The organism is Gemmatimonadaceae bacterium (genome assembly GCA_036003045.1).
GTDB lineage: Bacteria > Gemmatimonadota > Gemmatimonadetes > Gemmatimonadales > Gemmatimonadaceae > JAQBQB01.
On the sequence record DASYSS010000030.1, the window covers coordinates 21149 to 44382 of the forward strand.

Here is a 23234-nt window from a genome sequence, read left to right on the forward strand (position 1 = left end):
GCGGATCGTCACGGTAGGGGAGAGCAGGATGCGCGGGGAGCAGGCTGTTGCGGCCGCTCCCCGCGCCGCTTTTCAGACTACCGCTTGTCGTCACCACCCCCACCCGATGACCCGAGCGGCGGCGTCGACGTCGGTTCGCGTCGCCATTTCGTCGCTTGCTCGTAGTCGTACACCAGTTTGATCAATCGTTCCTCGTCGAACGCGCGGCCGAAGAACGTCATGCCGGCCGGCAGCGTGTTGTTTCGCGTATAGCCCATCGGGACGGTGATCGCTGGATTTCCCGTCGTCGGGGAAAACACTTGGCTGTTGTCGCCGGCCGGCGTGTTGAGATCGCCGATCAGCCTCGGCGGGTTGCTCCACGTCGGATAGATCAAGGCGTCGAGCTGAAGCCGGTCCATCGTGCGAGCCACCGCCTCACGCAGCCCGTCGCGCACGCGCTGGCGCCCCTGACATCCTGGTACGGAGTCCGGCGGCAACTTCACCGAGTCGGCGTCCAGCAGCCGGACCTGCACCGAAGGATGATATCGTCGACTCGTGACGATGGCGTGCAGGTCGTGGACGGGAGCGCGATCGCCTTGTTCGGCGAGCCACGCGTTGAACTCGAACTTGAACGGGTTGCATCCGCCGCGGTTCGACCGGCGGATCGAGTCGAGCTCGGTGATCGTCACCGTGTCGAGGACCGTCGCCCCGGCGGCTCGCAGGTCCTTCACGGCTCGCTCGAAAACAGACCGCACTTCGGGATCGACCGTCGGACCTTCGAACGCCTGCCGAAGAATGCCGATCCGTGCGCCCTTGAGACCGCCTCGTACCAGCGCCGCCGCATAGTTCGGCAGTTGCTTGTTCCTCACGGCCGCGGTGGCCGGATCGTCGGGGTCGTAGCCGGCCACGACTTGAAGGACGGCGACGGCGTCTGCGACGCTCCTCGCCATCGGCCCCGCGATGTCGGCGAACAAACTGAGTGGCGCGATGCCGGCTCGGCTCGTGAGCCCCATCGTCGATCGGATGCCGACGAGCGACTGGTGCGAGCTCGGTCCGCGGATCGAGTTTCCGGTGTCGGTCCCGAGCCCGACTTCTCCGAGGTCAGCGGCGACGGCCGCGGCGGTCCCGCCCGACGACCCCGCGGTCACGCGGTCCAGGGCGTACGGGTTCTTCGTGTATCCCGGCAGCACGGAGTTCACGGTCTCGATGGGACTGAACGCGAATTCCGCCATGTTAGACTTTGCTAACACGATCGCGCCGGCCTCCTTGATGCGGCGCACCTGAAACGCGTCCTTCGCCGGCGCGTACCCTTTGAGCGCGAGATTCCCCGCCGCCGTCTGCAGCCCGATCGTCTGGAAATTGTCCTTGACGATCATCGGGATGCAGTGAAGCGGTCCGACGAACTGGCGGTTCGCGGCGAAGCGCCGGTCCAACGAATCGGCCGTGGCCAGCGCATCGGGATTGACGACCGTGATCGCGTTGATCGCCGGTCCCTGTTTGTCGTACGCCGCGATTCGGTCGAGGTACGCCTGCACGAGCGCGTGACAGGTCAACCCTCCGCTTCGCATTGCCGCGTGGACGTCCGCGATCGTCGTCTCGTCGACGCGAAAGGGTCGCTGCGCGGGCGACGCGGCTGGAACCATGGATGAGACGACAGCGAGCGCGCCGGCGAGCAGTGGCCGAGCATTCATGGTGCACCGATTCCTGTGGACGTTCGGATCGCCGGGATTGTACCCGGGGATCGCCCCCGAGAGAACCCTCACCGCGGTGGGCGTGACGACTTGCGGCGCGTACGGGGCCCCAGTCATCCTCCAAGCGCCTACCCACCACACTTCCGGAGAAACTATGCTTCGCCTCGTCGGACGCGCCGCGGCGCTCGCGGTGCTCGGATCGGTCGTCCATGCCCAACAGCCGAAGGAAACGCCTCGGATGGCGGCGAGCAGCTTCGCGACCGTCGAAGTGCATGTGAACTCCCGCCCGATCGGCAACGAATGGTATGCCGAGGACGCGGGCTACACCGGACCGGCGCGCATCGCCATCTCGTACGGTCAGCCGCACGCCCGCGGGCGCAAGATCGTCGGGGGTCTCATCCCGAACGACACCGTGTGGCGCTTCGGGGCGAACGACGCCACGAGTCTTCACACCGACCTCGATCTCACCATCGGACCGCTGGCGGTGCCCCGCGGCGACTACACGCTTTATCTCGTGCACGCCGGCAACAACTGGGACCTGATTCTCAACAGCCAGACCGCGATCTGGGGAACCGACCGCAATCCCTCGAAGGACATCGGCCGCGTGCGCCTCACCGCACGAACGCTCACCGATTCCGAGGACGCGCTGAGCATCTACCTGACGCCAAATTCGACGAATCCCAGCCGACAGGCTGACCCGGCCGGCGTGCTCCGCATCAAGTGGGGAACCGTCGAGCTCTCGACGCCCTGGAAGGTCAAGATCTGATGAACCTGGCGTCCCTCGCCCTGCTCGTCGGCGTCGGATCTTTCGCCGCCGGTCTGCTTGGATCTCTGACTGGATTGGGCGGGGGAATCATCGTCGTGCCGATGCTGACGCTGCTCTTTCACATCGACATGCGTTACGCGATCGGCGCATCGCTCATCGCGGTGATCGCCACATCCTCGGGCGCGGCGGCGGCGTACGTCCGCGAGGGATACACGAATGTTCGCATCGCCATCCTGCTCGAGATCGCGACGACCATCGGTGCGCTCATCGGCGCGATGCTCTCCGTCCACACGACCCAGGCAAAGCTCTCCATACTGTTCGGAGTCGTTCTGATCGCCACGGCGCTTCGCTCCCTGCGTCCTCGGGCCGAGCACGCGATTCTGACGACGCCCGATCGCTGGGCGGCTTTTTTTCAGCTCGACTCGTCCTACCCGACCCCATCCGGACCCCAGCACTACTCGGCGCGTCGGATCCCGGGTGGGTTCGCGTTGATGCTCGTCGGCGGGGTTCTGTCGGCGTTGCTCGGCATCGGCGCCGGGATCATCAAAGTGCTGGCGATGGACCAGGTGATGTCGCTGCCGTTCAAGGTGTCCACGACGACCAGCAACTTCATGATCGGGGTGACCGCCGCCGTCAGCGCGGCGGTGTACCTGCACCAGGGCCAAATCGACCCGGCGATTTCCTTTCCGGTCATGCTCGGCGCCGGAGGCGGCGCGTTGCTGGGGGCGCGGATTCTGACCCGTGCCGACGTGCGATGGCTCCGTCCGCTGTTCACGGTGATCGTGTTCGTCGCCGCGGTCGAGATGCTGTACAAGGGATTTACGGGAACCATCTGATGGCGACTCGCGTTTCGGAACACGAGGTACAACAGGCGATCGGCGGGTTGCTCCGGCTTGGCGTGATCGTCGCGGCGGCTGTCACGGCGCTGGGCGGCGCGCTGCTGCTCATCCAGCACGGCGGCGACCCGGTGGCCCACCGGACCTTTCGCGGTGAACCGCCGGCGCTCGAGTCGATCGTCAGCATCGTCCGCGGCGCGCTGACGTTCAACGGCGAAGCGATCGCGCAGCTCGGATTGTTGCTCCTGATCGCGACGCCGGTCGCGCGCGTCGCGTTCACGCTCGTCGCCTTCGCGCTGCAGCGGGATCGGAAGTACGTCGTGATCACGTCGATCGTTCTGTCGTTGCTGGTGTACGCCCTGGCATTCGGCAAAGCATGAAGAAGCGTCATCATCCTGTCGTCCGCATCACGCATTGGATCAACGTCGTCGCGCTCACGATCATGGTCGGGAGCGGGCTACGGATTTTCAATGCGTACCCCGCGTTCGCCCGCCGCGGGGAGACCTTCTGTTGTTATCCCTTCGAGCGGAAGCCGATTCCGGCCAGCCTGACGTTCGGCGGCTGGCTCGCCGGCGCGCGAAACTGGCACTTCGCGATGATGTGGGTGCTCGTCGTGAACGGACTCGTCTACCTCGGTTTCGTCTACACCCACGGCGAATGGCGCGACCTCGTGCCGCGCCGCGGCGTGGTGCGCGACGCGTGGGAGATGGTCCGGTTCTACGTCACGGCGCGAAAGGACCATCCGCGACAGGGCAAGCACAACGCACTGCAGCGGATGGTGTACTTCTCGTTTCCGATTCTCGGCGCGCTCGCGGTCATCACGGGAATCGCGATCTGGAAGCCGGTCCAACTCGCCTTTCTCACGCACTTGCTCGGCGGCTACGTCTGGGCGCGCTACTGGCACTTCGTCGTCATGCTGCTGCTCGTCGTGCTGACGTTCGGACATATTTTCATGGTGTTTGCCGTCGATCCGTATTCGATGGTCTCGATGGTCACCGGCACCTACAAGGAGCAGTGGTCGCCGGAGGAGCGGAACGCGCGTCCGTTCGTTCATCTGCTACCGGCGCACCAGCCCGCGGGCGCGGGCACGACGCCGTCGTCAACACCGCCTCCCGCCGCATGAGCGACTCGAGACCACCGCGGCCACCGTCGCACATCGCCGAACGATTCGCCATCGACCGACGCCGCTTTCTCATGGCGAGCGGCGGCGCGCTCGGCGCCGCGATATTGGCCGCGTGCGACTCGATGGGGCCCAAGTCGGCGGGAGGCTTGCTCAAGTTCGCGGAGCGAAAGAACGAGTCGCTCGAGCGCGTGCTGTTCCGGCACACGTCGATGGACGCCCCCTCCTCGAGCGCGAGAGCGGCGGGCTCGCATTTCCCATCGTACTTCGTCTCGAAGCGGGTGCCCGTTTGGGACGAGGCGACGCGCGGCGTCTGGCGGCTCCAGGTCGGCGGAATGGTGAAGCAGCCGCTCAGCCTTTCACTCGCCGATCTCGCGTCGCTGCCGCGGACAGGCTATCGGCTCGACCACTTCTGTGTGGAAGGCTGGACGGCCGTCGCGACGCGCACCGGTGTCGCGCTCGCCGATTTGGCGAAGCTCGCTGGCGTGCAACCGGGCGCGCAGTACGTCGATTTCGAGTCGTTCGACGACGACTATCACGAGAGCTGGGACATCGACAGCGCGATGCATCCGCAGACGATCGTCGTCTACGCGCAGGACGGGCACTATCTGAATCCCGCGTGGGGCGCGCCCGCGCGCATCTACTCGCCGGTCAAACTCGGCTACAAGAACACGAAGTACCTGACGCGCATCATGTTTCTCCCCCGGCGCACCGGCGGATACTGGAGCGATCAGGGCTACGAGTGGTACGGCGGCGTCTGAGGCGACGCGCGGACCGCGCCTATGACTTGAGCTTGTAGACGAAGGTGATCTGCGGCGGGGAGACGCCGGGCTCAACGAACGTCAGCTGTCCCGAAGTCCACGTCGCCTGGTCCGTCGTGCTGTCCGTCGCGTTCGTGAACGTGATCGTCGAGCTGCCGGACGGCATCGCCCACGTGCCGCCGGTGCTGTCGGAGTAGAGATCCGACACCCCCGGGAGCGTCTCGCGGTAATTCGTGACGATGGAATACGTGCCGCCCGCGTTCAGCGTGATCGTCCCCGACATTACCTCGAGCTTGAATCCGCCGGTGTCGGAGAAGATCGCCGCCGGCGGCGGCGCCGAATTGATCGTGGAGATGGCATACGACCCATTCGGCGATTTGTTCGACGGACCACCCGGCCCCGTGGGCCCGGAGTCGCTGCCGCACGCCGCGAGGAACGTCGACGTCACCGCCGCGCAGAGCGCGAGCAGCGCGCGCCCTCGACCGGACGACGCGTTTCTTGCATCATGACCGAAGCGTCTCATTGGCATATGACTCATCGACCTTCCCTCCTCGTGTCGTCCATCCCCGTCCTGCGCGTCGTCCGTCGCGTTGCAGCGGCGGGGCTCATTTTCGTCACCACGACGGTTGCCTGCTCGACCTCGCCGGACTCCAAACCGTCCACCAACCAAACCGTCGACATCTTCACCGTTGGCGACGCCTTCAGCCCCGTCTTCGCAACCGTGAACGCCGGCGACACCGTGCGTTGGAGCTTCACCGGCGGGTCCGACGGACAAGGCCACAACGTTCGCTTCACTCCCGCCGGCAACGGCGCTCCCGCCGATATCAACGTTCTCAAAACCGGCACCGCGACCCGCATCTTCTCGACCCGCGGAACGTTCAACTACGTCTGCGACGTACATCCCGGCATGACCGGCAGCGTCACAGTTCAGTAGCTCATTCGCCTTTTTTCCGGCCGACCGGTTTAGCGCGTCACTCCGAGCATGGTGGGGGTCCACGACGGAAAGACGAAGCCGAGGTTCGAGTTGCCGAGCCTGTTTTGAACGATCTCCGAGAGAATGTCTCGATAGTCGACGGTGACCTTCAGGTCCTGCCCCGAATCGAGGTTCTCGCGCGCCAGCCCGGGCCAGTTCTTCGTGAGCACGCGACCGCCGGCGATGCCCTTGCCCATCGCGAACATCGTCGTGCCGCGGCCGTGGTCCGTGCCACCGCTGCCGTTCTCGCGCACGTTGCGCCCGAACTCCGAGACGACGACCACCGTCACCGGCTGCCCCGTGGCAATCACGTCCGCGTAGAACGCGCCAAGCGAATTCGAGAAATCCTGCATCGTCTTGAACATCGAGCCGGCCAGCGGATCCTGGTCCGAGTGCGTGTCCCAGTTGCCGATGTCCACCTGGGCCGCTTCAATCCCAACGTTGTTCTTGATCAGCGCCGCCACTGAACGCAGCGCGCGGCCGAACGAGCTGTTGGGATAGACCGCGCCGTTCGCCGGCGCATAGCCGGTGAAGTTGACCGACTTGAGCAGCCCGATCGTGTTCGTTGCGCTCAACGCCGACGAACCCACCGGATCATCGGCGCCGGCGTAATCGCCCTGGAGGAAGCCGATGCGCGCCGCCTGCGTCGAGCTCGAGCCACCGATCGAGTAGTTGGTCGGATCGGCGATCGGCAGCGTCAAGGGGCCGCCGACGAGCGTCTTCTGCAAACCATTGGCGATGCCGATGCCGCGCAGCGGCGCCGCCGGGTTGAGCGGCGGAATGCTCGCCAGGTGGCGGCCCAGCCACCCCGTGACGAGCGACGGGTCAACCGGCTTGCCGACCTCCATGTATCGCTGTGCGTCGAAGTGCGACCGCGAGTTGTTCAGCTGTCCCGTCGCGTGCACGATCAGCAGATCCTGTCCCTGGAACGCGGGCATGAGGCCGCCCGTTCCCGCCGCCCCGCCGGCCATCGCCTGGGGGAACATGAAGAAGCCGTCGAGGTTGATGCCCTTCGTCGCGGCGCTCGAGTCCGGGCGCGGAATCGCGATCGACGTGCGCGACGTGTAGTAGTTGGCGTCGGCAAACGGCACGGCGAGCGACAGTCCGTCGGCGCCGCCGCGCTGGAAGACGGAGACGATGATGTCGCGGCTGGACGAGAAATTCTTCGCCATGACGATCTTCGGGAGCCATGCCGGGAAGAGCGCCGCCGCCGAGACGCCCGCGCTCCTTTCCAGGAACTGGCGGCGCGTCAGTTCGTTGTACTCTTGGCAGCCGCAGTCGATGTCGTGTTCGGTCATCGTGAGCTCCTGGTCAATACCACTGGAACGCGTTGGCGCTCAGGCCGAGCGCGATCGTCTCGCGCACGCGGGCGTCGTTGAACGTGCCGGCCTTGAGATAGTTCGTGAGCGCGGTGCGCGTCGTCGTCGGAATCTCGCCGCCGAAGTAGTTGTTGTTGATCAGGTCGATCACGTTGTCCGCCGATCCGGCGAGGTACGGCGCCGTGTCGACCTTCACGCTCGTCGCCGAGTTCTGGCTCGACAGTGAAATAGCGAACGCCCAGCGTGGCAGGATGTTGCCCGCCCAGTATTCGACCTTGTCCGGGAAACCGTCCGGCGTGTCCCACTGGAAAAGCGGGTGGCCGAGGTTGTTGATCTGACTGTTGAAGAACGACGTCGTCGTGACCGTCGGATTCGTCGCCCGGATCGCCGACACGAGCAGATGGAAGGGTCGCTTGAACTTCATCGGCGCCGTCGGCAGCCACACGTCGTTGAGCACCGCGCGCACGACCGCCTTGATGTCGCCGCCGGTGGCCCGGAAAACCGATGCGATCGCCGCGACCTGCGCGTCGGTCGGCGTCGGCGTGACGAACCACTTGAGCAGCTTCGACGCGATGAACGACGCCGTGCTCGGGTGCGAGGCGAGGAAGTCCATTATCATCTCGCCTTCCTTGATGCCTGCCTGCCCCAGCGCCGGCGACCCCGCCGGAACGTTGACGCCGAGCACCGTCTTCTGCCCCCAGTCGTGGATGGCCGGGTTGAAGACGAACACGCCCTTTCCGGTCGTCGTCCAGCCCGTCAACACGCGCGATAGCTCGGCGACGTCCGTTTGCGTGTACGGTCCGTTCACGCTCAACGTGTGCAGTTCCATCACTTCACGCGCGTAGTTCTGGTTGGGCGCTCGGTTGTTGCTCGTGTTCTGGTCGAGGTACGTGATCATCGACGGACTGTGCGCGCTCGCCTGGAGCAGATCGCGAAACTTTCCGAGCGCGTGCGCGCGAATCACGTCGCGCTGGTCGACGGCGAGCAGGTACCCGACTTTGTCGATCGACTGGCTGAAGTGGTCGGTCCAGAACTCGACCATGCGTTGATACAGCTGCCGTTGCGAGAACGCGCCGCGGTAGATGGTCGATTCCTTGAGCTGATTCTGAACTTGGCCGGCGTCCGCCGTGAACAGGACGTCGGCCGTTTGCGTCATCAACGGATAGCGCGACGCGACCGCCGACTCGAGGGCGCTGTCGTCGATTCGCTGATAATTGAGTTGATAGTTGAGGTATCCCTGCCACCCCATCGCGGCCGCCCGCTGCAATTCGCCCTGGTTCATGCCGAGCGTCACGCGGCGCACGAGCCTCGACGTTCCCGTGTCCCACTCGGCGAACGCTGCGGCCGATTCCTTCGGAATCACCTCGGCGAAGCCGCTGTTCGGCTCCGTGTCGACGGGCCGTTTGCCTTTCTGCCGCGACTGCGCGCGCGTGCGCTTGGGCAGCAAAACGGCGGCGGCGAGAGCGCCGAAGAACACGAATGACCGGCGCCGTCTCGCGTCGATCGCTTCGTTGTGTTCAGCGTCCGTCGAAATTGTGTCGGGAGTTCCGGGCTCGGTGGCCGCGGATGGATCGGGGATCGTCGTTCGCATGCGGAGACCCTCGTCAGCAGGATCGAATCGGGGTACGACGAGTACAGGCACCGCTACACAGCGTCGCGCAATGACGCCGACCTTCGCTTCGTACGAGTGCGGGACGGTATTTCAGGAAGAGACGTCTGTCAGCGCGCTTCGTTAAGGCGACGCAGGCTTCCAATCATCTCACGTGGAAGACGATTGTCCAGCGCCCGCGTCCCATCTGCATGGCAGAGGCCGCCGCGGACAAAATTTTCCTGCTGTTTGTGACAAGCCTTGTCAGCTACGGATGTCGCCTGCGCGAAAGTTTCCTCAGGCGGATCGGCGAATCTCCAAACGACACTTCGGCGACGCGCCATCACGATCGCAGCACTCGCGCACCGACTCACCTGTGACTTGCGCCACAAGTTCTCGAATGGACTGACACACCGAGGGGTCGGCGCGCACGGCGTCGGAGAGCGGACAGGCGTGACCCTGCAGCGTGAAGCCGCCGTCGGCCTTGACTACGTCCAACTCGGCGCCCAATCCCGAGAGGAGGACGGCCGCGGCGCGAATACGGGTCTCGAATCCGCGCGCGTCGCTCTCACCCTGACTCGCCGCCATGCGGCGGCCCGCGTCGCGGTACAGCGCATCGAGCTCGCGCCGAGACATGCGGTCGCGCAGCGCCGAGACGAGCGCGGTCAACACCGGGGCGTAGGCCGCTGAGAGAGTGGCGTGGGCATCTGCGGCGATCGCGTAGAGAGTGGCCGGCTTCCCGACCGCCCCATCTCGGCGGACGCGCGTTTGGGTGACGATCCCCTCGCGCTCGAGGAGGTCGACGTGCGCGCGCACGGCGTTGTCGGTCACGCCGAGCTCGGCCGCCAACTCGTCGACCGTTCGTTCGCCGCGCTTGAGCAGGGCGATGATTCGCCCGCGCGCCGCGCCTCCTATGGAAGTCTCCCACCACCGCATGCTGTGCCCCTCCGTCCCGAGCAAGTATAGTCCGAGATAATTAAACAAGAAATGCCTTGACAAATTATCGGTAGATGCGTTAGCATCACGGACCTCTGCTCTAAACAGGAGACCCACCGATGCAGATCGTTCGACCAACGACCGCCGTTTTTGCAGCTGTGGCCCTTACCGTGATTTCGGCGAGCCAGGCTGCCGCGCAGGCCAAACCCGCCGCGCCGAAGCTCGATGACGCGACCATCGTCGCCATTTTCGACAACGCCAACACGTGGGACATCGAAACCGGAGGCCTAGGCGCGAAGAAGGCCACCACCAAGGAGATCCGGGATTTCGGAGCGCAGCTCGAGCGCGATCACAGGACCGTCCGCCAGCAGGGCCGCGACCTGGCGAAGAAGCTCGGCGTCAAGGTGCCGGCGCTTCCGAAGGACTTTCAGATGAAGAAGGACCACGACGCGGCGATGAAGAACCTCGAGGGTCTATCGGGCAAGGCCTTCGACCGGGCGTTCCTGCAGCACGAGGTGGACTACCACAAGGCCGTCATCGCGGCCATGAACTCCACGTTGATGCCCGCGCTCCAGAACCAGGAAGTGAAGGATCTGGTGACCAAGGTCGCGCCGGCCTTCAAGGCACATCAGGACATGGCGCAGAACCTTCTGGACAAGATCACGCCGTAGACGGGCTCGAAAACGGGTAACCGGAAACCGGGTACCGGATACCGGAACGGCGAGACACGACGACCGTCCAACGCAGTTCCGGTATCCCTGTGCCCGGTTTCCCGGTTACCCGGCGTCTCTTGTGCGATTCACCATCACACCCTATCCTAGCTTCGGTTTATCTTCGGGTGCGCGGTGAAGAGGGTTTGGATGGCTACGGACGGACGGCCGCACGATTCCGTGCTGGCAATTTTCTCGACGAGGGACGGAGCGAAGCGCTACTGCGAGACACTCGTCGAACGCTACGCGCTCGGTGAGAGCCTGTCGTTGATGGGGCGCCAGCTCGCCGACTCGGCTGACGCTTGGCGACTCGGTTTGGGGCCGACCGTCGTCGAGGGTTCGCTGGACGAGAACCCGGAATTCCTGCGCGGCGCGTGGGTCGTGAAGGTCGACGAGAGCTGTCGCATGATCGCGTGCGAGTTCAGCACACAACTCAAGCCGACGCAGTCGCCTGCGACGTATCGTGTCGGCATCCACCGCGTGTGCCAGGCGCATGGAATGACCCCGCAAGCCGCACTCGACGCGGCGCGAAAGGCGATGGTCGCGCATCTCGGACGCACGCGCACCTGACGAGCGTGTGACGCAACGCACGCGTGCGCGACGCGAATGTGATCTAGGCTGCTGCACCCTGTCGTAACGTCGGGCGCCGTGACGTTGCACGGCGTCCGCCCCAGCCGTCCTACGACGGGACCAACCAGCCTCCAATGACGAATCCTTTCCGGCTCGCGGGTCGACTGTGTTCGGCGGCGCTCTTCGTGGCCGCCATCCTCACCGCCCCCCCCCGAGCGGCTGACGCTCAGACGAACACCGGCACGATCGTCGTGCGTGTCGCGGCCGACAGCACACCGATCGCCGGCGCCACCGTCGCCATCGGAGCCACGAACAGCGTGACCGATCAAAGCGGTCGCGTGGCGTTCAGGGTGCCGATCGGCCGCCACACTTTTCACGTGGCGCCGACAGGATTTCGTCCGGAGAGTCTCGCGGTCTTCGTCGGAGTGGGCACGACCAACGTGACCATTCCGGTTCGTCGCGTTGCCGCGGCCCCCGCCCCCGTTGCTCGCGTTGTCAACGCGGCTCCTCCGACCCAAGCCCCCAACGCGACGCCGGTGTCAACCCCGGTCCCACCTCCGCCGGCGATGGTGGTTCCAGCATCGCCGGCCCCCTCTCCTGTCGCCGCGAAACGAAACGACCAGCGCACGTCGGACGTCGCGACGTACGTGCAAGTCAGCGATCGTGAAGCGATCGACGCACAACTCGACCGATCTCCGGGCAACATTTCCGATCTGCTGTCAGGCTTCGACGGCGTGCGCGTGCAGCCGCTGTCCGCCGGCTCCGGCGGAGTCGGCATTCGCATACGCGGCATGCCCTCGCGCTATACGAAAATTCTCTCGGATGGATTGCCGCTCTTGGGTGCCACGCCCGAGGGACAGGATCCGCTCCAGATGCCGGTCCTCGGCGTCGAGCGAGTGGAAGTGACGCCCGGCGTCATGTCCGCCTTCTACGGACCGACGGCGTTGAGCGGCAGCGTAAACGTCGTCTCCGCGGCGCCGACCTCGCCTTCCACGGCGCTCGTGAACGGAACGACGCAGGAAGCGTCGGACGCCGCCGTTTTTCAGACGCACACGTTCTCGTCGCAGTGGGCGGGTACACTTCTCGCCGGCCGACACTACCGCAACCCCGGCGATCCTGACGGCGATGGTTGGGCCGAAGTGCCCGGCTACAAGCGCGTCGTCGTGCAGCCGCGCGTCTACTGGTCGCGGAACCCGACGAGCACGTGGTTCATGACGGGCGGATGGCTGACGGAGAACACGCGCAGCGGAACGTTTGCCGATGCGCGACTGCCCGACTTCAACAGATACAGCGACGATGCCGACACGCGCCGCGGGTACGCCGGTACCGTCGGCCGCATCCAGCTCGACACCAACACATTGCTCACGGTTCGTGCGTCGATGACGCGCGAGTGGCGGACGCGTTGGTTTGGCGACGACCGCGAGCGCGACCGTCGCAACGAGATCTTCGGCGACGTCGCCGTCACGAAGACGGTGGGCGCCAACGTCCTCACCGGCGGCGTGGCCATCGACCGCGACCAGTACGCGGCGCTCGACGTGCGAGACCAGAGTTATCGCTACACGACGCCGGCCCTTTACGGCGAACACACGTGGGCGCCCGATCCGCGGTTCGCGATCACGTCGGCCGCGCGCCTCGACCTTCAGAGTGAGTTCGGCGACTTCGTCAGCCCGCGCGTGTCGGTCGTCGTTCGCCCGAACGAGGAATGGCAGCTTCGCCTTTCGCGCGCGAACGGCTTCTACGCGCCCACGCCGCTGATCGACGAGACAGAGGCGTTTGGCTTGGCGCACATCCAGCGAAGCGACGCGCGTCAGCCCGAACATGCGCTCGGATGGTCGCTCGACGTGGACCACACGGATGGCGCGCTTTCGCTCGGCGGTTCGGCGTACCGCACGGTCATCACGCACCCGCTCATCGTGCGGAACACTCCCGGCGCCGCGGAGGGCTTTCAACTGGTGAACGGCGACGAGCCGTTGCGCACGCAGGGCGTCGACGTGCACCTGCGGTACCGTATGGAGCCGATTCGCTTCACGGCCACCTACTCGTTCCTCGACGCGACGCGCCCCGAGATCATGGGCCTGTTCGGCGAGGATTTCGAGGTCGACACGTCGCTCATTCGTCCGGTACCGTTTACCCCGCGCCACTCGGCCAATCTCGACTGGGCGTACGTCCGCGAGCACGACAAGACCCTCGGCGTGGCCGTGCACTTCGTCGGCAACCAGACGCTCGCCGATTCGACGCTCGGCACGAGCACTCCCTATGTCACGATCGACGCGCGGGTCGAAAAGCAGATTCGCTGGGGAGCGATGTTGTTCGTGTACGCCAAGGATCTGACGGGTGTCCATCAGTTGCAGTACGGCCCCGTGCTGCGCCCATCGACCGGTGCGGCCGGCCAATGGGCGGACAACCCCTGGGCGCCGCTCGACGGCCGCGTAATCAGCGCGGGGATTCGAGTCTCGTACTGAGGTAGATTCATCGGCGAGGCCATTCCACATGCGCATCGCCACGCTGGTTCTCTCCGCACCCTTGCTCCTGCTCGGCCGAGCGAACGCGCGGGCCGTCGCCGACTGCAACGCGCCAGCGCGTGATTCGATCACTATGGTCGAGGTGCCGGGCAATCCGTTTCAAGCGCTGCCCAGCGCCGACGGCTGCTGGATTTTCGTCTCGCTGACGAACGTCACCGGTTCGCACCCGGGAATCGCCGTGATTCGCCGCGATGGCGGCAACGCGTCAGTCGATCGGGTCGTCAATCTGACCGGCAATCCAACCGGCATGCAGCTCACGCACGACGGGCGCTTGCTCGTCGTCGCGGCGGGAAACCGGCTCGCTTTCATCGATGCCGGCCGAGCTGTGTCGGGGCGCGGCAACGCGGTGCTCGGCTACCTCGACGAACCGGGAACGCTCGGCCGCATCTACGTGAACGTGACGGCCGACGACAAATACGCGTTCGTGGCCGACGAACGGGCGAACACGATCACGATCGTCGATCTCGCCGCCGCGCAGCGCGAGCGGTTCCGGGCGTCGGCGATCGTCGGAAAGATTCCTACTGGGCCGTTGCCGATCTCCGTGGTGTTCTCGCCCGACGGAAAGCTGCTCTACGTCACCAGTGAAACGGCGCCCCAGAGTCTGGGCTGGCCCAACGAATGCCGCCGCGAAGGCGCGGCAAACGACTCCACTCTCGTGAAACCGCGCGGCGCGATCCTGGTCGTGGACGTGGACCGCGCGCTGAAGGATCCCGTGCACTCCGTGATCGCGGCGGTCGGGGCGGGATGCAGCTCCGTGCGTCTCGTGCTGTCGCCGGCCGGAGACCGCGCCTATGTCAGCGCGCGAAACAGCAACGCGTTGCTCGTCTTCGATCGCGCGAAGCTGGTCGGCGATCCGGGACATTCACTTCTGGCGACCGTGCCGGTCGGAACGGCGCCCGTGGGCGTCGCCGTCGTCGACAGCGGCCGCGCGATCGTCGTGACGAACTCCAATCGCTTCGGCGGTACCGGAGCCGCGGACAAGCCGTCGCTGAGCGTAATCGACGCGTCGAAGGTCGGCGATGGAGCGAGCGCGGTGATCGGGTCGATTCCATCCGGCGATTTTCCGCGCGAGATGCGTGTGACGTCCGACGGGCGGACGCTCGTGCTCACGAACTTCGCGAGTCACACCGTCGAGCTGATCGACTTGGCGCGCGCCCTACCGCGCCGCTGAGCGCAGGCGCATTACGGCGGCAGGACTTGTGGCTGGATTCGAATTTCCCAGGGCGTCGTTTTCGAGGGAACTACGGTGTGCGTCGCCGAAGTCGGCACGACGAATGGATCCGCGGCGAGTGGATTCACTGTGTAACCCAGATCCGCGAGACTGCCGACGGTGATCGCGCTGAGCGGCATCGCGCCGTGGTTGACGAAACCCGTCATCAACTCCGGCCCGAAGATCGACTCGCGCCAGTGCGCATCGGCCGTTCCAGGAATCATGTCGTTCTCCAGCGGGACTGAGTTGGCGCAAACGGCCGAGCCGCCGTCGTCGACACATCCTTGGCGCGCGCGAGGGCCGGCGAACGCCGAGGTCACGGTGCCGCCGGCGAGAAGCAGGCCTTTCGTGTCCCAGATCGTGCCAAACCCGACGGTGTGCAGCATCTCGTGCGTGATCACGTCTTGCAGAATCCCCTCGGACGCCAATCCCGCGAGATCGTCGGCGTCGAACAGCATCGCCCCAACCGACGGGAAGAATGCTGGCGCATTGCGCAGGAGACACGGTCCCGAACCCGCGAGAATGCCGCCCGGACCGTCGATGGACGCGACCGACGCGAAGACGACGATGCCGTGAATCGTTTCGTCGAGCGTCGGAAGTCCGGGAACGCCACACGCGGCGGACACGGACAAGCCGCTGAGCGTTTGATCGGGAATCGATCCGACGATCACCGCGCTGATTCGCGCCGCCGCGTTCGTGAAGAGCGCTTTCTGCGCGTCGGTCATGTCGGGACCAAAGAAGCGCACGTCGATGTGAAAGGCGGATTGCACGACCGCGGTGACGTCCGCGCTGAGCGTCGCCGTGGACGCGTGGACGATTTGCGGCAGGGTAGTTCGTCCGAGAGTCCATCCGGCGAGCATGACGATTCCGCCGGCGTCGCTGGAGATTGTGTTCGCGCCCAGCGATCCGCCGCCTCCCGTCACCGTGAGCGTGAGCTGCTGATCGCCGACCGCGTTTCCGAACCGGTCCGTCAATCGCAGCCGAACGGGCGCGAGGAGCGCGCCGGCGAGCGCGGCCGGCGGCGCGCTGTCCACTCTCGTCAGAGCCACCGGATCGGCTGGGAGCACGTTCGCGATGAACGTGACCGTCGCGGGACCCGATCGCAGAGTCAGGCCGTCTTGTCCGACGACGGTGCCGAGTATCCAGCCGGTGACGTTGACCACGCCGCCGGCGTCGGCCGTCGCGGACGGCGGCGCGTTTCCGGCGGTCGCGCTCAACTCGACCGCGGCGCCGCCCACAGGATTCTCGAACGCGTCGGTCACGCGTGCTGAAATCGCCGCGGCGGGCTCGCCGGCCCGTCCGCTCAGCGCGATCGGTGTGATCGGCGCGATATGTGCTGCCGGCCCGGCGACGCCCGTCGCTGTGATGATGAGCGGCGCGACGCCGGTCACCGACACGGTGATCGTGTTCGCGCCGGCGCGCGGCCCGAGCGTCCAGGTCCCGATCGACGTGTTCGAGCTCGACGTGCGGCCCGGCGTACCCGAGATCTTTCCGCCGCCGGACGACACGCTCACCGAGAACTTGACGTCGGCGATCGCCGAACCGGATGCGTCGTACACGACGAACTGCGGCGCTGCCCCGAGCGTTGTTCCGGCGGGTGCGGCTTGTCCGTCGCCCGAGACCACACGGACCCCCACGGGTTTCACAGTCGGACCGGTTGCATCGTGACAAGCGGCCGACCAAACGAGCAGCGCCAAAGCTGCTCGCGATGCACACGACAACTTCACTGAGACCTCGAGAACGACTGGAAGGCGATACTGGTATTACGGCGTCGGCGCGCCCGAGTGGACAGAGCGCGCATCGTCACAATAGCGTGCCGCGCAGTACGAGCAAAGCGACGTTGAAGTAGATCACCAAGCCCGTGACGTCCACCAATGTCGCGACGAAGGGCGCCGATGCGCTCGCCGGGTCGAACCCGAGCCGGCGGAGGATGAACGGCAGCATCGAGCCGGCGAGCGATCCGAAGCACACGATGCCCACCAGCGCCAGCGCCACGGTCAGCGCGACCAGCACGTGGTGCGGCCCATAGTTGTAAAAGCCGAGCGCCTGCCACAGCGAGATCCGCCCGAAACCGATCACGCCGAGGATGCCTCCCAACATGAGCCCCGTCGGCAACTCGCGCACGGCGATGCGCCACCAATCGCGCAGTCTGATTTCGCCGAGCGCCATCGCGCGAATGATGAGCGACGTCGCCTGCGATCCCGAGTTGCCGCCGGAGCTCATCACGAGCGGGATGAACATCGCCAATAGCGCCGCGCGTTCGATCTCGTGCTGAAAGTTCTGCATCGCGGTGGCGGTCAGCATCTCGGACAAGAAGAGCGCGCAGAGCCACGGCGCGCGCTTACGGAGCATGTGTCCGAAGCCGATATCCATGTATGGCCGGTCGAGGGCCTGCATACCGCCGAACTTCTGAACGTCTTCCGTCTGCTCCCGCACGATCGCGTCGATCACGTCGTCCACCGTGACGATGCCGAGGACGTGCTCGCCCTCGTCGACGACGGGAATGGCGAGCAGGTTGTACTTGGCGATGACGCGAGCGACTTCTTCGCGGTCGGTGTGCGGCGAGACCGTCAATGGAGCGCGGCGATAGCCGGCGTGCAGGACGGTCGACGCGGGGTCGGCGACCATCAACTGACGCAACGACACCACACCCACCAGCCGGTCCTCGTGATCCAGGAGGTAGGCGACGTACACCGTCTCCTTTTGCAGGGCGACTTTCCGGATGTAGTCGAGTGTCTGCGCCACGCTCCAATCGGCCGGCACGGTCATGACCTCCGTCGTCATGATGCCGCCGGCGGTGTCGGGCTTGTAGTTGAGCAGCAGCTTGAGCGTGTGCCGCGTGTCGGGGTCGAGCTTGTCGAGCAGCGGCTTCCGCGCCGTCGCGGGCAAACCGCGCACGAGGTCCGCCTGCTGGTCCGCCGACATCGCCTCGATGAGCGCCGCCGCTGCTCCCGGCTCCATCGATTGAATGATCGCGTATCGCCCTTCGAGCTCGGGCTCGTCGAATACCTGCACCGCGAGATCGAAGGGCATGGCGGCGACGACTTGCGCCGCCGCGGCGGGAATGAGATCCCGCAATGCTTCGGCGATGTCGGCCGGACGCATGCCGGCCAGCGTTTCGGCCAACTCGGCGGGGTCGCCCTGCAGGAGGTACAGCAGTTCGGCGTTGGGCATGGTGGCCGGGGCTGGCCTGACTGGCCGTTGTGTTTAAAGAATGTTTATGGCGGACTCGCGCCGGGCTTCGGCGATTGCAGCGCGAATGCGCCGCCCTGCGGATCGCGCGCCATCGCGATCCAGTCGCCGTTCGGCACTTCCATCGGACCATTGACGATAGCACCGCCAAGGCGCGTCACGGCCGCCGCGGCGGGGTTCACGTCAGAGACCGCGATGTAGGATAGCCAGCGTGGCGGCGTGGCGTCGCCCTGGCGGTTGTACAAACCGCCGTACGACCGCCCCTTCTGGCCAAACATGAAGTACGTCCCCATGGCGCCCATGTCGAACTCGGAGGTCTTCTCCCAGTTGAACAGCGGGCTATAAAACGCGAACGCGGCGTTGTAGTCGGTGGTCGGGAGCTCGTGCCAGGAGAATTCGCCGCGACTCGGACCTCCGTTCGGCGAGCGGCCGGGGCGGTCCGGTTCGTAGATGCCGATCGTCGCCCCCTGGGGATCGGCCAGCAGTGCCCAGCCGCCCACCCCCGGCACCTCGGCCGGGCCGGCGCGAACCTGTCCGCCAAGACTCGTCGCCTGCCGCGCCGTCGCGTCCACGTCGTACACGTAGACATAGGGCGTCCAGTGCGGATTGCCGGCTCGATCGACTTGCGTAGGATCGACGGCCACGATGCCGCCGACCGTCGCCCCGCCGGCCTCGATGATCCGGTAGGTATTCGACAACTCTGATGGCCGCACGGACCACGGCGCAACCTGCTTGTAGAACGATTCGGCGGCGCCCGGATCGGTCGTCGCCAGTTCGTGCCAGACGAACCAGCCTTGGGGGATCGGCATCGGCGCTCCCGGTGGCGGCGTCCTCGCGCTAGGCCTCGAACCAGGCGCGGGCCGCGGCAAATTTGGTGTGCAGCTCGCCGGCGTCGGCGCGCGACAGCAAACGCCTGAAGCTTGCCACCTCGCGTTCCGCGGCCGCAAGCGCGGCCTCGATCGCGGCCGCATTCTCGACGGCGATCGCCGACCACATCTCGGGCGAGCTGCCCGCGAGCCGAGTGATGTCACGGCCGCCGGGGCCGAGCTCGTCTCGCTCGACGCCCGCCTCGCCCAACGCCAGCGCCAGCGCGGCCGACACCAGATGCGGCAGATGGCTCGTCCACGCGAGCGTCTGGTCGTGTGCCGACGCCTCGATCGTCATCGGGTGCGCGTCGAGCTCTCTCCAGAACGCGTCTGCGCGGGCGACGAGCTCGGCGGGCGTGGACTCCGGTGCCGACAAATACACGCGCGCGCCCGCAAAAAGTCCCCTCCGCGCCGCGGGCCAGCCGGATCGATGATCGCCGGCCATGGGGTGCGACCCGACGAATCGCCTCGAGAGTCCAAGCGCGTCAGCCTCGGCGACGATTCGCCCCTTCGTGCTCCCGACGTCCGTGATCAGCGTCGCCCGGTGATTCGACCGAGCGAGAGTCCGGAGGATGTCCACGGCCGCGTCGACCGGTGTCGCTATGACAACCACGTCCGCGCGCGACGCGGTCAGGGACGCGTCGAGCTTACGCGATACGACGCCGCTGCTCAGCGCCTCATCCAACGACGCGGCGCTCGGGTCGTACGCTTCGACTTCTACTCCTCTCGCCGCGAGATCCTTGGCGATCGAGCCGCCGATCAGCCCGAGTCCGACGACGGCCACGCGCTCGAACGCAGCGCTCACTTGCGCTCCGGCTTCCCGGCGCGCGCGCGGATGTCGCTCTCCTCCTGCGCGCGCCGCGACATGCCAACAATCTGCCAGAAGACCTCTCGCACCGGCTCGGTGGGGAGCCCGGCCTCGCGCGCGACGGTGGTCACGCGACGAATCACAGCGGCCTCGCGCGTCGGGTCGAGGATCGGCAGCTCGGCGATGCGCTTCAATTCGGCGATGCGCTGCCCGAGGCGCAGACGGCGCGCGAGCAGCTCGACGAGATCGTTGTCGATCGACTCGATCTCCTGCCGGCACTGCGACAGCTCTTGCAGCGCGAGTGCTTTCGATGGTTCCGTCATGCGACGGCCCGTCCTGGCGTCAACGATTCGAGGCGGCGGCCCGCCGCCGACGCGAACGCGCCGAGCGACCGCATCATCTGGGCGAACGCCTGCGGCGCGAGCGACTGATCGCCGTCGGAGAGCGCGTGTTCGGGATCCGGGTGGACTTCGACGATGAGACCGTCGGCGCCCGCGGCGATCGCCGCGAACGCGAGCGGCGCGACGAGCGAGGCGTCGCCGCCGGCATGACTCGGATCGACGATCACGGGAAGATGCGACTCGCGCTTCAGCACCGGGATCGCCGCGACGTCGAGCGTGTTGCGCGTCGCCGTCTCGAACGTGCGGATGCCGCGCTCGCACAAGACGACGTCGTGGTTGCCGTTCGCCATGATGTATTCCGCGGCCATCAACAGTTCCTTGATGGTCGCCGACAGTCCGCGCTTGAGCAGCACCGGACGCCGCACGCGGCCCAGCTCGGCGAGGAGCGCGAAGTTCTGCATGTTGCGCGCGCCCACCTGCATCATGTCGGCGTGCTCGGCGACGAGATCCACCTGGCGGGTGTCCATCACCTCGGTCACCACGGGCAGCCCGGTCTCGGCGCGGACTTCCGCCAGCAGTTTCAACGCCTCGACGCCGAGCCCCTGGAACGCGTAGGGCGACGTCCGCGGCTTGTAGGCGCCGCCACGCAGCATCGTCGCCCCGGCCTTCGCCACGGTGCGCGCTGTGTCGACGAGCATCTGGCGGCTCTCCACGGAACACGGGCCGGCGACCACGGTCAGCGTATTTCCGCCGAAGCTCGCCTGCGCCTCGCGTCCGCCGACGCGAACGATGGTCCGCTCGGCCGCAAACTCGCGCGACGCGAGCTTGTACGGCTTGAGCACCGGCGTGACGGACTCGACGCCTGGCAGCGAGCGAAGCGGTACCTCGGCGAGGAGTGACTCGTCGCCGATGCAGCCGATGATCGTGCGCTGCTCGCCACGCGACAGATGCGTGCGCATACCGGCGGCCTCGATGCGCTCGCGAATGTGGTCGATTTCGGCGTCGGTGACATTGGGCTTCGTGATGATGATCATGACGGTTTCTAGTCGTGCGTCAGGGGGGCAGAAAATAAAAGCGACCCGTGTCGTTCACGGGTCGCTGGGGTTGGTTCGCGGTAGTGCTGCTCTGCTAGCGCGTACTACTCCACCCACGGCCCGTTTGGGTCGCGTAGTAGTAAAAGTAGACGTACGCCGCTGGGCGAATCATGGACGGTAGAGTACGGGGCGCGGGGACGGGTGTCAAGGAAGGGCAACTGACAACTACCAAACTGCGCAGCTGACGACGGTCGCAACTGCCGAACGGCGCACCTGACCTACGGCGCGTACTCCCCAACGTCGCGAACTGCGCGACTGCCAACCCGCGCAGCAGGTCATTCCGGCGGCATAGCTTTCGCGCCGTTCGGCCGTCGCGCCTCCGCGCCGTTCGGCCGTCGCGCCCTTCGCGCAGTTGGGGAGCAGCGCCCCTCATCAGGTGCGTCGTTCGGCAGTTGCGACCGTCGTCAGCTGCGAAGTTGGCCGTTCACCGGCCCCTCTCATCTGACAACTCCTGCTTCGTCGCGAAGTCGTACAGCGTCGCCCGTCGCAGGTGGTAGTACGCGTTCCAGTAGCTTCTCAACGCCTGAATGTGCGCGATGAGCGAGTTGTCTTTGTCGGATTGCGCGTTGTACAGATCGGTGTTGCTGATCTTGCCCGTGGTGTAGCGGTTTCGGGCGACCTCGAACTGCTTGATCGAGACGGTGTCCGCCTTGGCCGCCAAGACGACGTTGCGCTGCGCTTGCTGTAGTTGAAGTACCGAGAAGCGCGCGTCTTCGGCGATCTGGTCGCGCCGCGTCTTGTTGTTCGCCGCGACTCGGCGGTCGTCGGCCTTCGCGGCTTGAACGTCGGAACGCCCGGCTCCCCACTGCACCATCGGCATCGCGACGCCGAGCGTGAACGACTGCCGGCCCAGCGGGCTCTGATAGGCCGCGCCGAGGCCGGACGCGGTCTGGTTGAATCCGACCGTGGCCTGAATGCTCGCGCTGAACCCGTTGTTCAGCCGCGCCTGCGTGATCTCACGCTTCACGACGACTTCGTCGAGCTGCGACTGCTCGACGAGGCTTGCGTTCTTGAGCGCCTCCTTGATGGCCAGATCAGCATCAGCCTCGATGGTCGGGATCGAGTCCGGCGGCACGATGGTGAGCGCCTGCTCCGCCGGATAGTTGAGCATGCGGCGCAGCGCGGCCTCGGCGCGGTCGCGGGCGAGATTGGCGTCGTCGACGGACGCTCTCGCGCGGAGCAACGCGAGCTCGCTCTTGAGCAGGTCGTTCTCGCCGATCTTGCCGACCTCGTACCGGCCTTTGTTGAGCGTGTAGAGGGTGTCGTTGACGGCGACGTTGGCCATCGCGTTCGCCATCGTCATCTGCTGCGTGTAGAGATTGAAGAACGCGTCGGCGATGTTGCCGGCGACGTCTTCACGGGCCTCGAGGTACGACCGCTCGGCCACGCTCGCTCCGAGTGACTGGATTCGCTCGTTCCACACGATGTCGCGCGGCTTGAACAAATCCTGCTGGAGCGAGAGCACGACCGGCGACGTTGACCAGGCCTTGTTGTAGCTCGTGCCGAATTCGTCGATGCGGCTCACCGCCGATCCGACGGTGATCGTTCCGCCGGTGAGCGGAATCGCCTGGCTGAAGCCCAGCAGCATCGACGACTGGTTCTGCGACTGTCCCACGAACGCGGTCGAGCCGTCCGGCGCAGTGATCGAGTTGATGCCGTGGTTGAGGTTCGCCGCGTTGCCGCTCAGGAACAGCTGGGGGCGAAGGCGTGCGTTGAACGCGTCGTTACGGTAGCGGGCGACGTCGCGTGAGGCGCGCGCCTGCTCGGCCTGATCGCCGCGCTGCTGTCCCATCGCGATCGCGTCGGCGAGGGTAATCGGCTTCGCGGCGGCGCCCGGCGTGTTTTGGGCGCCTGCGGCCGGCGTGTTTTGGGCGCCTGCGGCCGGAGCGAGCGCAGCGAGAAGGACGAGCGTCGAGAGTCGCATGGGTGGGGGCAGCTGGGAGCCGCGAACG

22 protein-coding genes are annotated in these 23234 nt (G+C 66.2%); 10 read left to right on the top strand and 12 right to left on the bottom strand.

The genetic code is table 11. The annotated features are described in order from the left end of the window. Positions 1 to 77: 77 nt before the first annotated feature. Entirely contained in the window at positions 78 to 1670 is a 1593-nt protein-coding gene (locus VGQ44_06895; GenBank protein ID HEV8446527.1) for an amidase family protein, read from the bottom strand. Positions 1671 to 1824: 154 nt separating this feature from the next. On the opposite strand from VGQ44_06895, the gene VGQ44_06900 reads away from it, so the two are divergent. Genes VGQ44_06900 through VGQ44_06920 form a run of 5 tightly spaced genes read left to right on the top strand, consistent with a single transcriptional unit; the run spans position 1825 to position 5153 of the window. Continuing rightward, positions 1825 to 2436: a DUF2911 domain-containing protein gene (locus tag VGQ44_06900; GenBank protein ID HEV8446528.1), complete on the top strand. Its 612-nt coding sequence runs from the start codon at positions 1825 to 1827 to the stop codon at positions 2434 to 2436. Continuing rightward, positions 2436 to 3272, top strand: coding sequence for a sulfite exporter TauE/SafE family protein (locus VGQ44_06905; protein ID HEV8446529.1), 837 nt, complete (start codon positions 2436 to 2438; stop codon positions 3270 to 3272). The genes VGQ44_06900 and VGQ44_06905 overlap by 1 nt, the downstream gene beginning before the upstream one ends. Beyond that, on the top strand, positions 3272 to 3652 hold the full coding sequence (locus tag VGQ44_06910; protein HEV8446530.1) for a DUF1634 domain-containing protein: 381 nt from the start codon (positions 3272 to 3274) through the stop codon (positions 3650 to 3652). The genes VGQ44_06905 and VGQ44_06910 overlap by 1 nt, the downstream gene beginning before the upstream one ends. Continuing rightward, positions 3649 to 4395, top strand: a complete 747-nt coding sequence (locus VGQ44_06915) for a cytochrome b/b6 domain-containing protein (GenBank protein ID HEV8446531.1) — start codon at positions 3649 to 3651, stop codon at positions 4393 to 4395. The genes VGQ44_06910 and VGQ44_06915 overlap by 4 nt, the downstream gene beginning before the upstream one ends. Further along, on the top strand, positions 4392 to 5153 hold the full coding sequence (locus VGQ44_06920) for a molybdopterin-dependent oxidoreductase (protein HEV8446532.1): 762 nt from the start codon (positions 4392 to 4394) through the stop codon (positions 5151 to 5153). Before VGQ44_06915 ends, VGQ44_06920 begins: the two co-directional genes overlap by 4 nt. Positions 5154 to 5172: 19 nt before the next feature. On the opposite strand, the gene VGQ44_06925 is transcribed toward VGQ44_06920, so the two are convergent. Continuing rightward, positions 5173 to 5691, bottom strand: coding sequence for a hypothetical protein (locus tag VGQ44_06925; protein HEV8446533.1), 519 nt, complete (start codon positions 5689 to 5691; stop codon positions 5173 to 5175). 15 nt (positions 5692 to 5706) lie between these two features. Between VGQ44_06925 and VGQ44_06930 the strand changes: the two genes are divergently transcribed. Continuing rightward, positions 5707 to 6087, top strand: a complete 381-nt coding sequence (locus VGQ44_06930; GenBank protein ID HEV8446534.1) for a plastocyanin/azurin family copper-binding protein — start codon at positions 5707 to 5709, stop codon at positions 6085 to 6087. A gap of 29 nt (positions 6088 to 6116) precedes the next feature. Here the strand turns inward: VGQ44_06930 and VGQ44_06935 are convergent, their stop codons facing one another. The 3 genes from VGQ44_06935 to VGQ44_06945 all read right to left on the bottom strand — a co-directional run bounded on the left by VGQ44_06935 (position 6117) and on the right by VGQ44_06945 (position 9969). Then, positions 6117 to 7424 (bottom strand): DUF1501 domain-containing protein, encoded by a 1308-nt coding sequence (locus VGQ44_06935; GenBank protein ID HEV8446535.1) that lies wholly within the window; start codon positions 7422 to 7424, stop codon positions 6117 to 6119. A 13-nt stretch (positions 7425 to 7437) separates the two neighbouring features. Beyond that, complete coding sequence (locus VGQ44_06940; GenBank protein HEV8446536.1) at positions 7438 to 9036, bottom strand: DUF1800 domain-containing protein; 1599 nt, start codon at positions 9034 to 9036, stop codon at positions 7438 to 7440. 294 nt (positions 9037 to 9330) lie between these two features. After that, positions 9331 to 9969: a helix-turn-helix domain-containing protein gene (locus tag VGQ44_06945; GenBank protein ID HEV8446537.1), complete on the bottom strand. Its 639-nt coding sequence runs from the start codon at positions 9967 to 9969 to the stop codon at positions 9331 to 9333. Between the two features lie 119 nt (positions 9970 to 10088). Between VGQ44_06945 and VGQ44_06950 the strand changes: the two genes are divergently transcribed. The 4 genes from VGQ44_06950 (at position 10089) to VGQ44_06965 (ending at position 14942) form a co-directional block, all read left to right on the top strand. Then, entirely contained in the window at positions 10089 to 10640 is a 552-nt protein-coding gene (locus VGQ44_06950; protein ID HEV8446538.1) for a DUF4142 domain-containing protein, read from the top strand. 189 nt (positions 10641 to 10829) lie between these two features. Next, positions 10830 to 11249, top strand: a complete 420-nt coding sequence (locus tag VGQ44_06955; protein HEV8446539.1) for a hypothetical protein — start codon at positions 10830 to 10832, stop codon at positions 11247 to 11249. A gap of 134 nt (positions 11250 to 11383) precedes the next feature. Next, the gene (locus tag VGQ44_06960) at positions 11384 to 13711 is read left to right on the top strand and encodes a TonB-dependent receptor (GenBank protein HEV8446540.1); all 2328 of its coding nucleotides are present in this window, start codon (positions 11384 to 11386) and stop codon (positions 13709 to 13711) included. Between the two features lie 28 nt (positions 13712 to 13739). Then, the gene (locus VGQ44_06965) at positions 13740 to 14942 is read left to right on the top strand and encodes a YncE family protein (protein HEV8446541.1); all 1203 of its coding nucleotides are present in this window, start codon (positions 13740 to 13742) and stop codon (positions 14940 to 14942) included. An 11-nt stretch (positions 14943 to 14953) separates the two neighbouring features. Here VGQ44_06965 and VGQ44_06970 read toward each other — a convergent pair whose 3' ends face one another. The 7 genes from VGQ44_06970 to VGQ44_07000 form a co-directional block, all read right to left on the bottom strand. After that, positions 14954 to 16618 carry a leishmanolysin-related zinc metalloendopeptidase gene (locus tag VGQ44_06970; protein HEV8446542.1) on the bottom strand — a complete coding sequence of 555 codons (1665 nt, stop codon included), beginning with the start codon at positions 16616 to 16618 and terminating at the stop codon, positions 14954 to 14956. Between the two features lie 166 nt (positions 16619 to 16784). Beyond that, positions 16785 to 18155 (bottom strand): magnesium transporter, encoded by a 1371-nt coding sequence (gene mgtE, locus VGQ44_06975; GenBank protein ID HEV8446543.1) that lies wholly within the window; start codon positions 18153 to 18155, stop codon positions 16785 to 16787. Positions 18156 to 18199: 44 nt separating this feature from the next. Next, positions 18200 to 18982, bottom strand: coding sequence for a VOC family protein (locus VGQ44_06980; protein HEV8446544.1), 783 nt, complete (start codon positions 18980 to 18982; stop codon positions 18200 to 18202). A gap of 28 nt (positions 18983 to 19010) precedes the next feature. After that, on the bottom strand, positions 19011 to 19844 hold the full coding sequence (locus VGQ44_06985) for a prephenate dehydrogenase (GenBank protein HEV8446545.1): 834 nt from the start codon (positions 19842 to 19844) through the stop codon (positions 19011 to 19013). Beyond that, entirely contained in the window at positions 19841 to 20170 is a 330-nt protein-coding gene (locus VGQ44_06990; protein HEV8446546.1) for a chorismate mutase, read from the bottom strand. Before VGQ44_06990 ends, VGQ44_06985 begins: the two co-directional genes overlap by 4 nt. Next, the gene (aroF, locus tag VGQ44_06995; GenBank protein ID HEV8446547.1) at positions 20167 to 21222 is read right to left on the bottom strand and encodes a 3-deoxy-7-phosphoheptulonate synthase; all 1056 of its coding nucleotides are present in this window, start codon (positions 21220 to 21222) and stop codon (positions 20167 to 20169) included. The genes VGQ44_06990 and aroF overlap by 4 nt, the downstream gene beginning before the upstream one ends. A 484-nt stretch (positions 21223 to 21706) precedes the next feature. After that, entirely contained in the window at positions 21707 to 23206 is a 1500-nt protein-coding gene (locus VGQ44_07000) for a TolC family protein (protein ID HEV8446548.1), read from the bottom strand. Positions 23207 to 23234: the final 28 nt, after the last annotated feature.

Excerpts from the sequence above, each read along its gene's own strand:
- VGQ44_06895 (HEV8446527.1), bottom strand. The coding sequence starts at position 1,670 with ATGAATGCTCGGCCACTGCTCGCCGGCGCGCTCGCTGTCGTCTCATCC.
- VGQ44_06900 (HEV8446528.1), top strand. The coding sequence starts at position 1,825 with ATGCTTCGCCTCGTCGGACGCGCCGCGGCGCTCGCGGTGCTCGGATCG.
- VGQ44_06905 (HEV8446529.1), top strand. The coding sequence starts at position 2,436 with ATGAACCTGGCGTCCCTCGCCCTGCTCGTCGGCGTCGGATCTTTCGCC.
- VGQ44_06910 (HEV8446530.1), top strand. The coding sequence starts at position 3,272 with ATGGCGACTCGCGTTTCGGAACACGAGGTACAACAGGCGATCGGCGGG.
- VGQ44_06915 (HEV8446531.1), top strand. The coding sequence starts at position 3,649 with ATGAAGAAGCGTCATCATCCTGTCGTCCGCATCACGCATTGGATCAAC.
- VGQ44_06920 (HEV8446532.1), top strand. The coding sequence starts at position 4,392 with ATGAGCGACTCGAGACCACCGCGGCCACCGTCGCACATCGCCGAACGA.
- VGQ44_06925 (HEV8446533.1), bottom strand. The coding sequence starts at position 5,691 with ATGAGTCATATGCCAATGAGACGCTTCGGTCATGATGCAAGAAACGCG.
- VGQ44_06935 (HEV8446535.1), bottom strand. The coding sequence starts at position 7,424 with ATGACCGAACACGACATCGACTGCGGCTGCCAAGAGTACAACGAACTG.
- VGQ44_06940 (HEV8446536.1), bottom strand. The coding sequence starts at position 9,036 with ATGCGAACGACGATCCCCGATCCATCCGCGGCCACCGAGCCCGGAACT.
- VGQ44_06945 (HEV8446537.1), bottom strand. The coding sequence starts at position 9,969 with ATGCGGTGGTGGGAGACTTCCATAGGAGGCGCGGCGCGCGGGCGAATC.
- VGQ44_06950 (HEV8446538.1), top strand. The coding sequence starts at position 10,089 with ATGCAGATCGTTCGACCAACGACCGCCGTTTTTGCAGCTGTGGCCCTT.
- VGQ44_06955 (HEV8446539.1), top strand. The coding sequence starts at position 10,830 with ATGGCTACGGACGGACGGCCGCACGATTCCGTGCTGGCAATTTTCTCG.
- VGQ44_06960 (HEV8446540.1), top strand. The coding sequence starts at position 11,384 with ATGACGAATCCTTTCCGGCTCGCGGGTCGACTGTGTTCGGCGGCGCTC.
- VGQ44_06965 (HEV8446541.1), top strand. The coding sequence starts at position 13,740 with ATGCGCATCGCCACGCTGGTTCTCTCCGCACCCTTGCTCCTGCTCGGC.
- mgtE (HEV8446543.1), bottom strand. The coding sequence starts at position 18,155 with ATGCCCAACGCCGAACTGCTGTACCTCCTGCAGGGCGACCCCGCCGAG.
- VGQ44_06980 (HEV8446544.1), bottom strand. The coding sequence starts at position 18,982 with ATGCCGATCCCCCAAGGCTGGTTCGTCTGGCACGAACTGGCGACGACC.
- VGQ44_06990 (HEV8446546.1), bottom strand. The coding sequence starts at position 20,170 with ATGACGGAACCATCGAAAGCACTCGCGCTGCAAGAGCTGTCGCAGTGC.
- aroF (HEV8446547.1), bottom strand. The coding sequence starts at position 21,222 with ATGATCATCATCACGAAGCCCAATGTCACCGACGCCGAAATCGACCAC.
- VGQ44_07000 (HEV8446548.1), bottom strand. The coding sequence starts at position 23,206 with ATGCGACTCTCGACGCTCGTCCTTCTCGCTGCGCTCGCTCCGGCCGCA.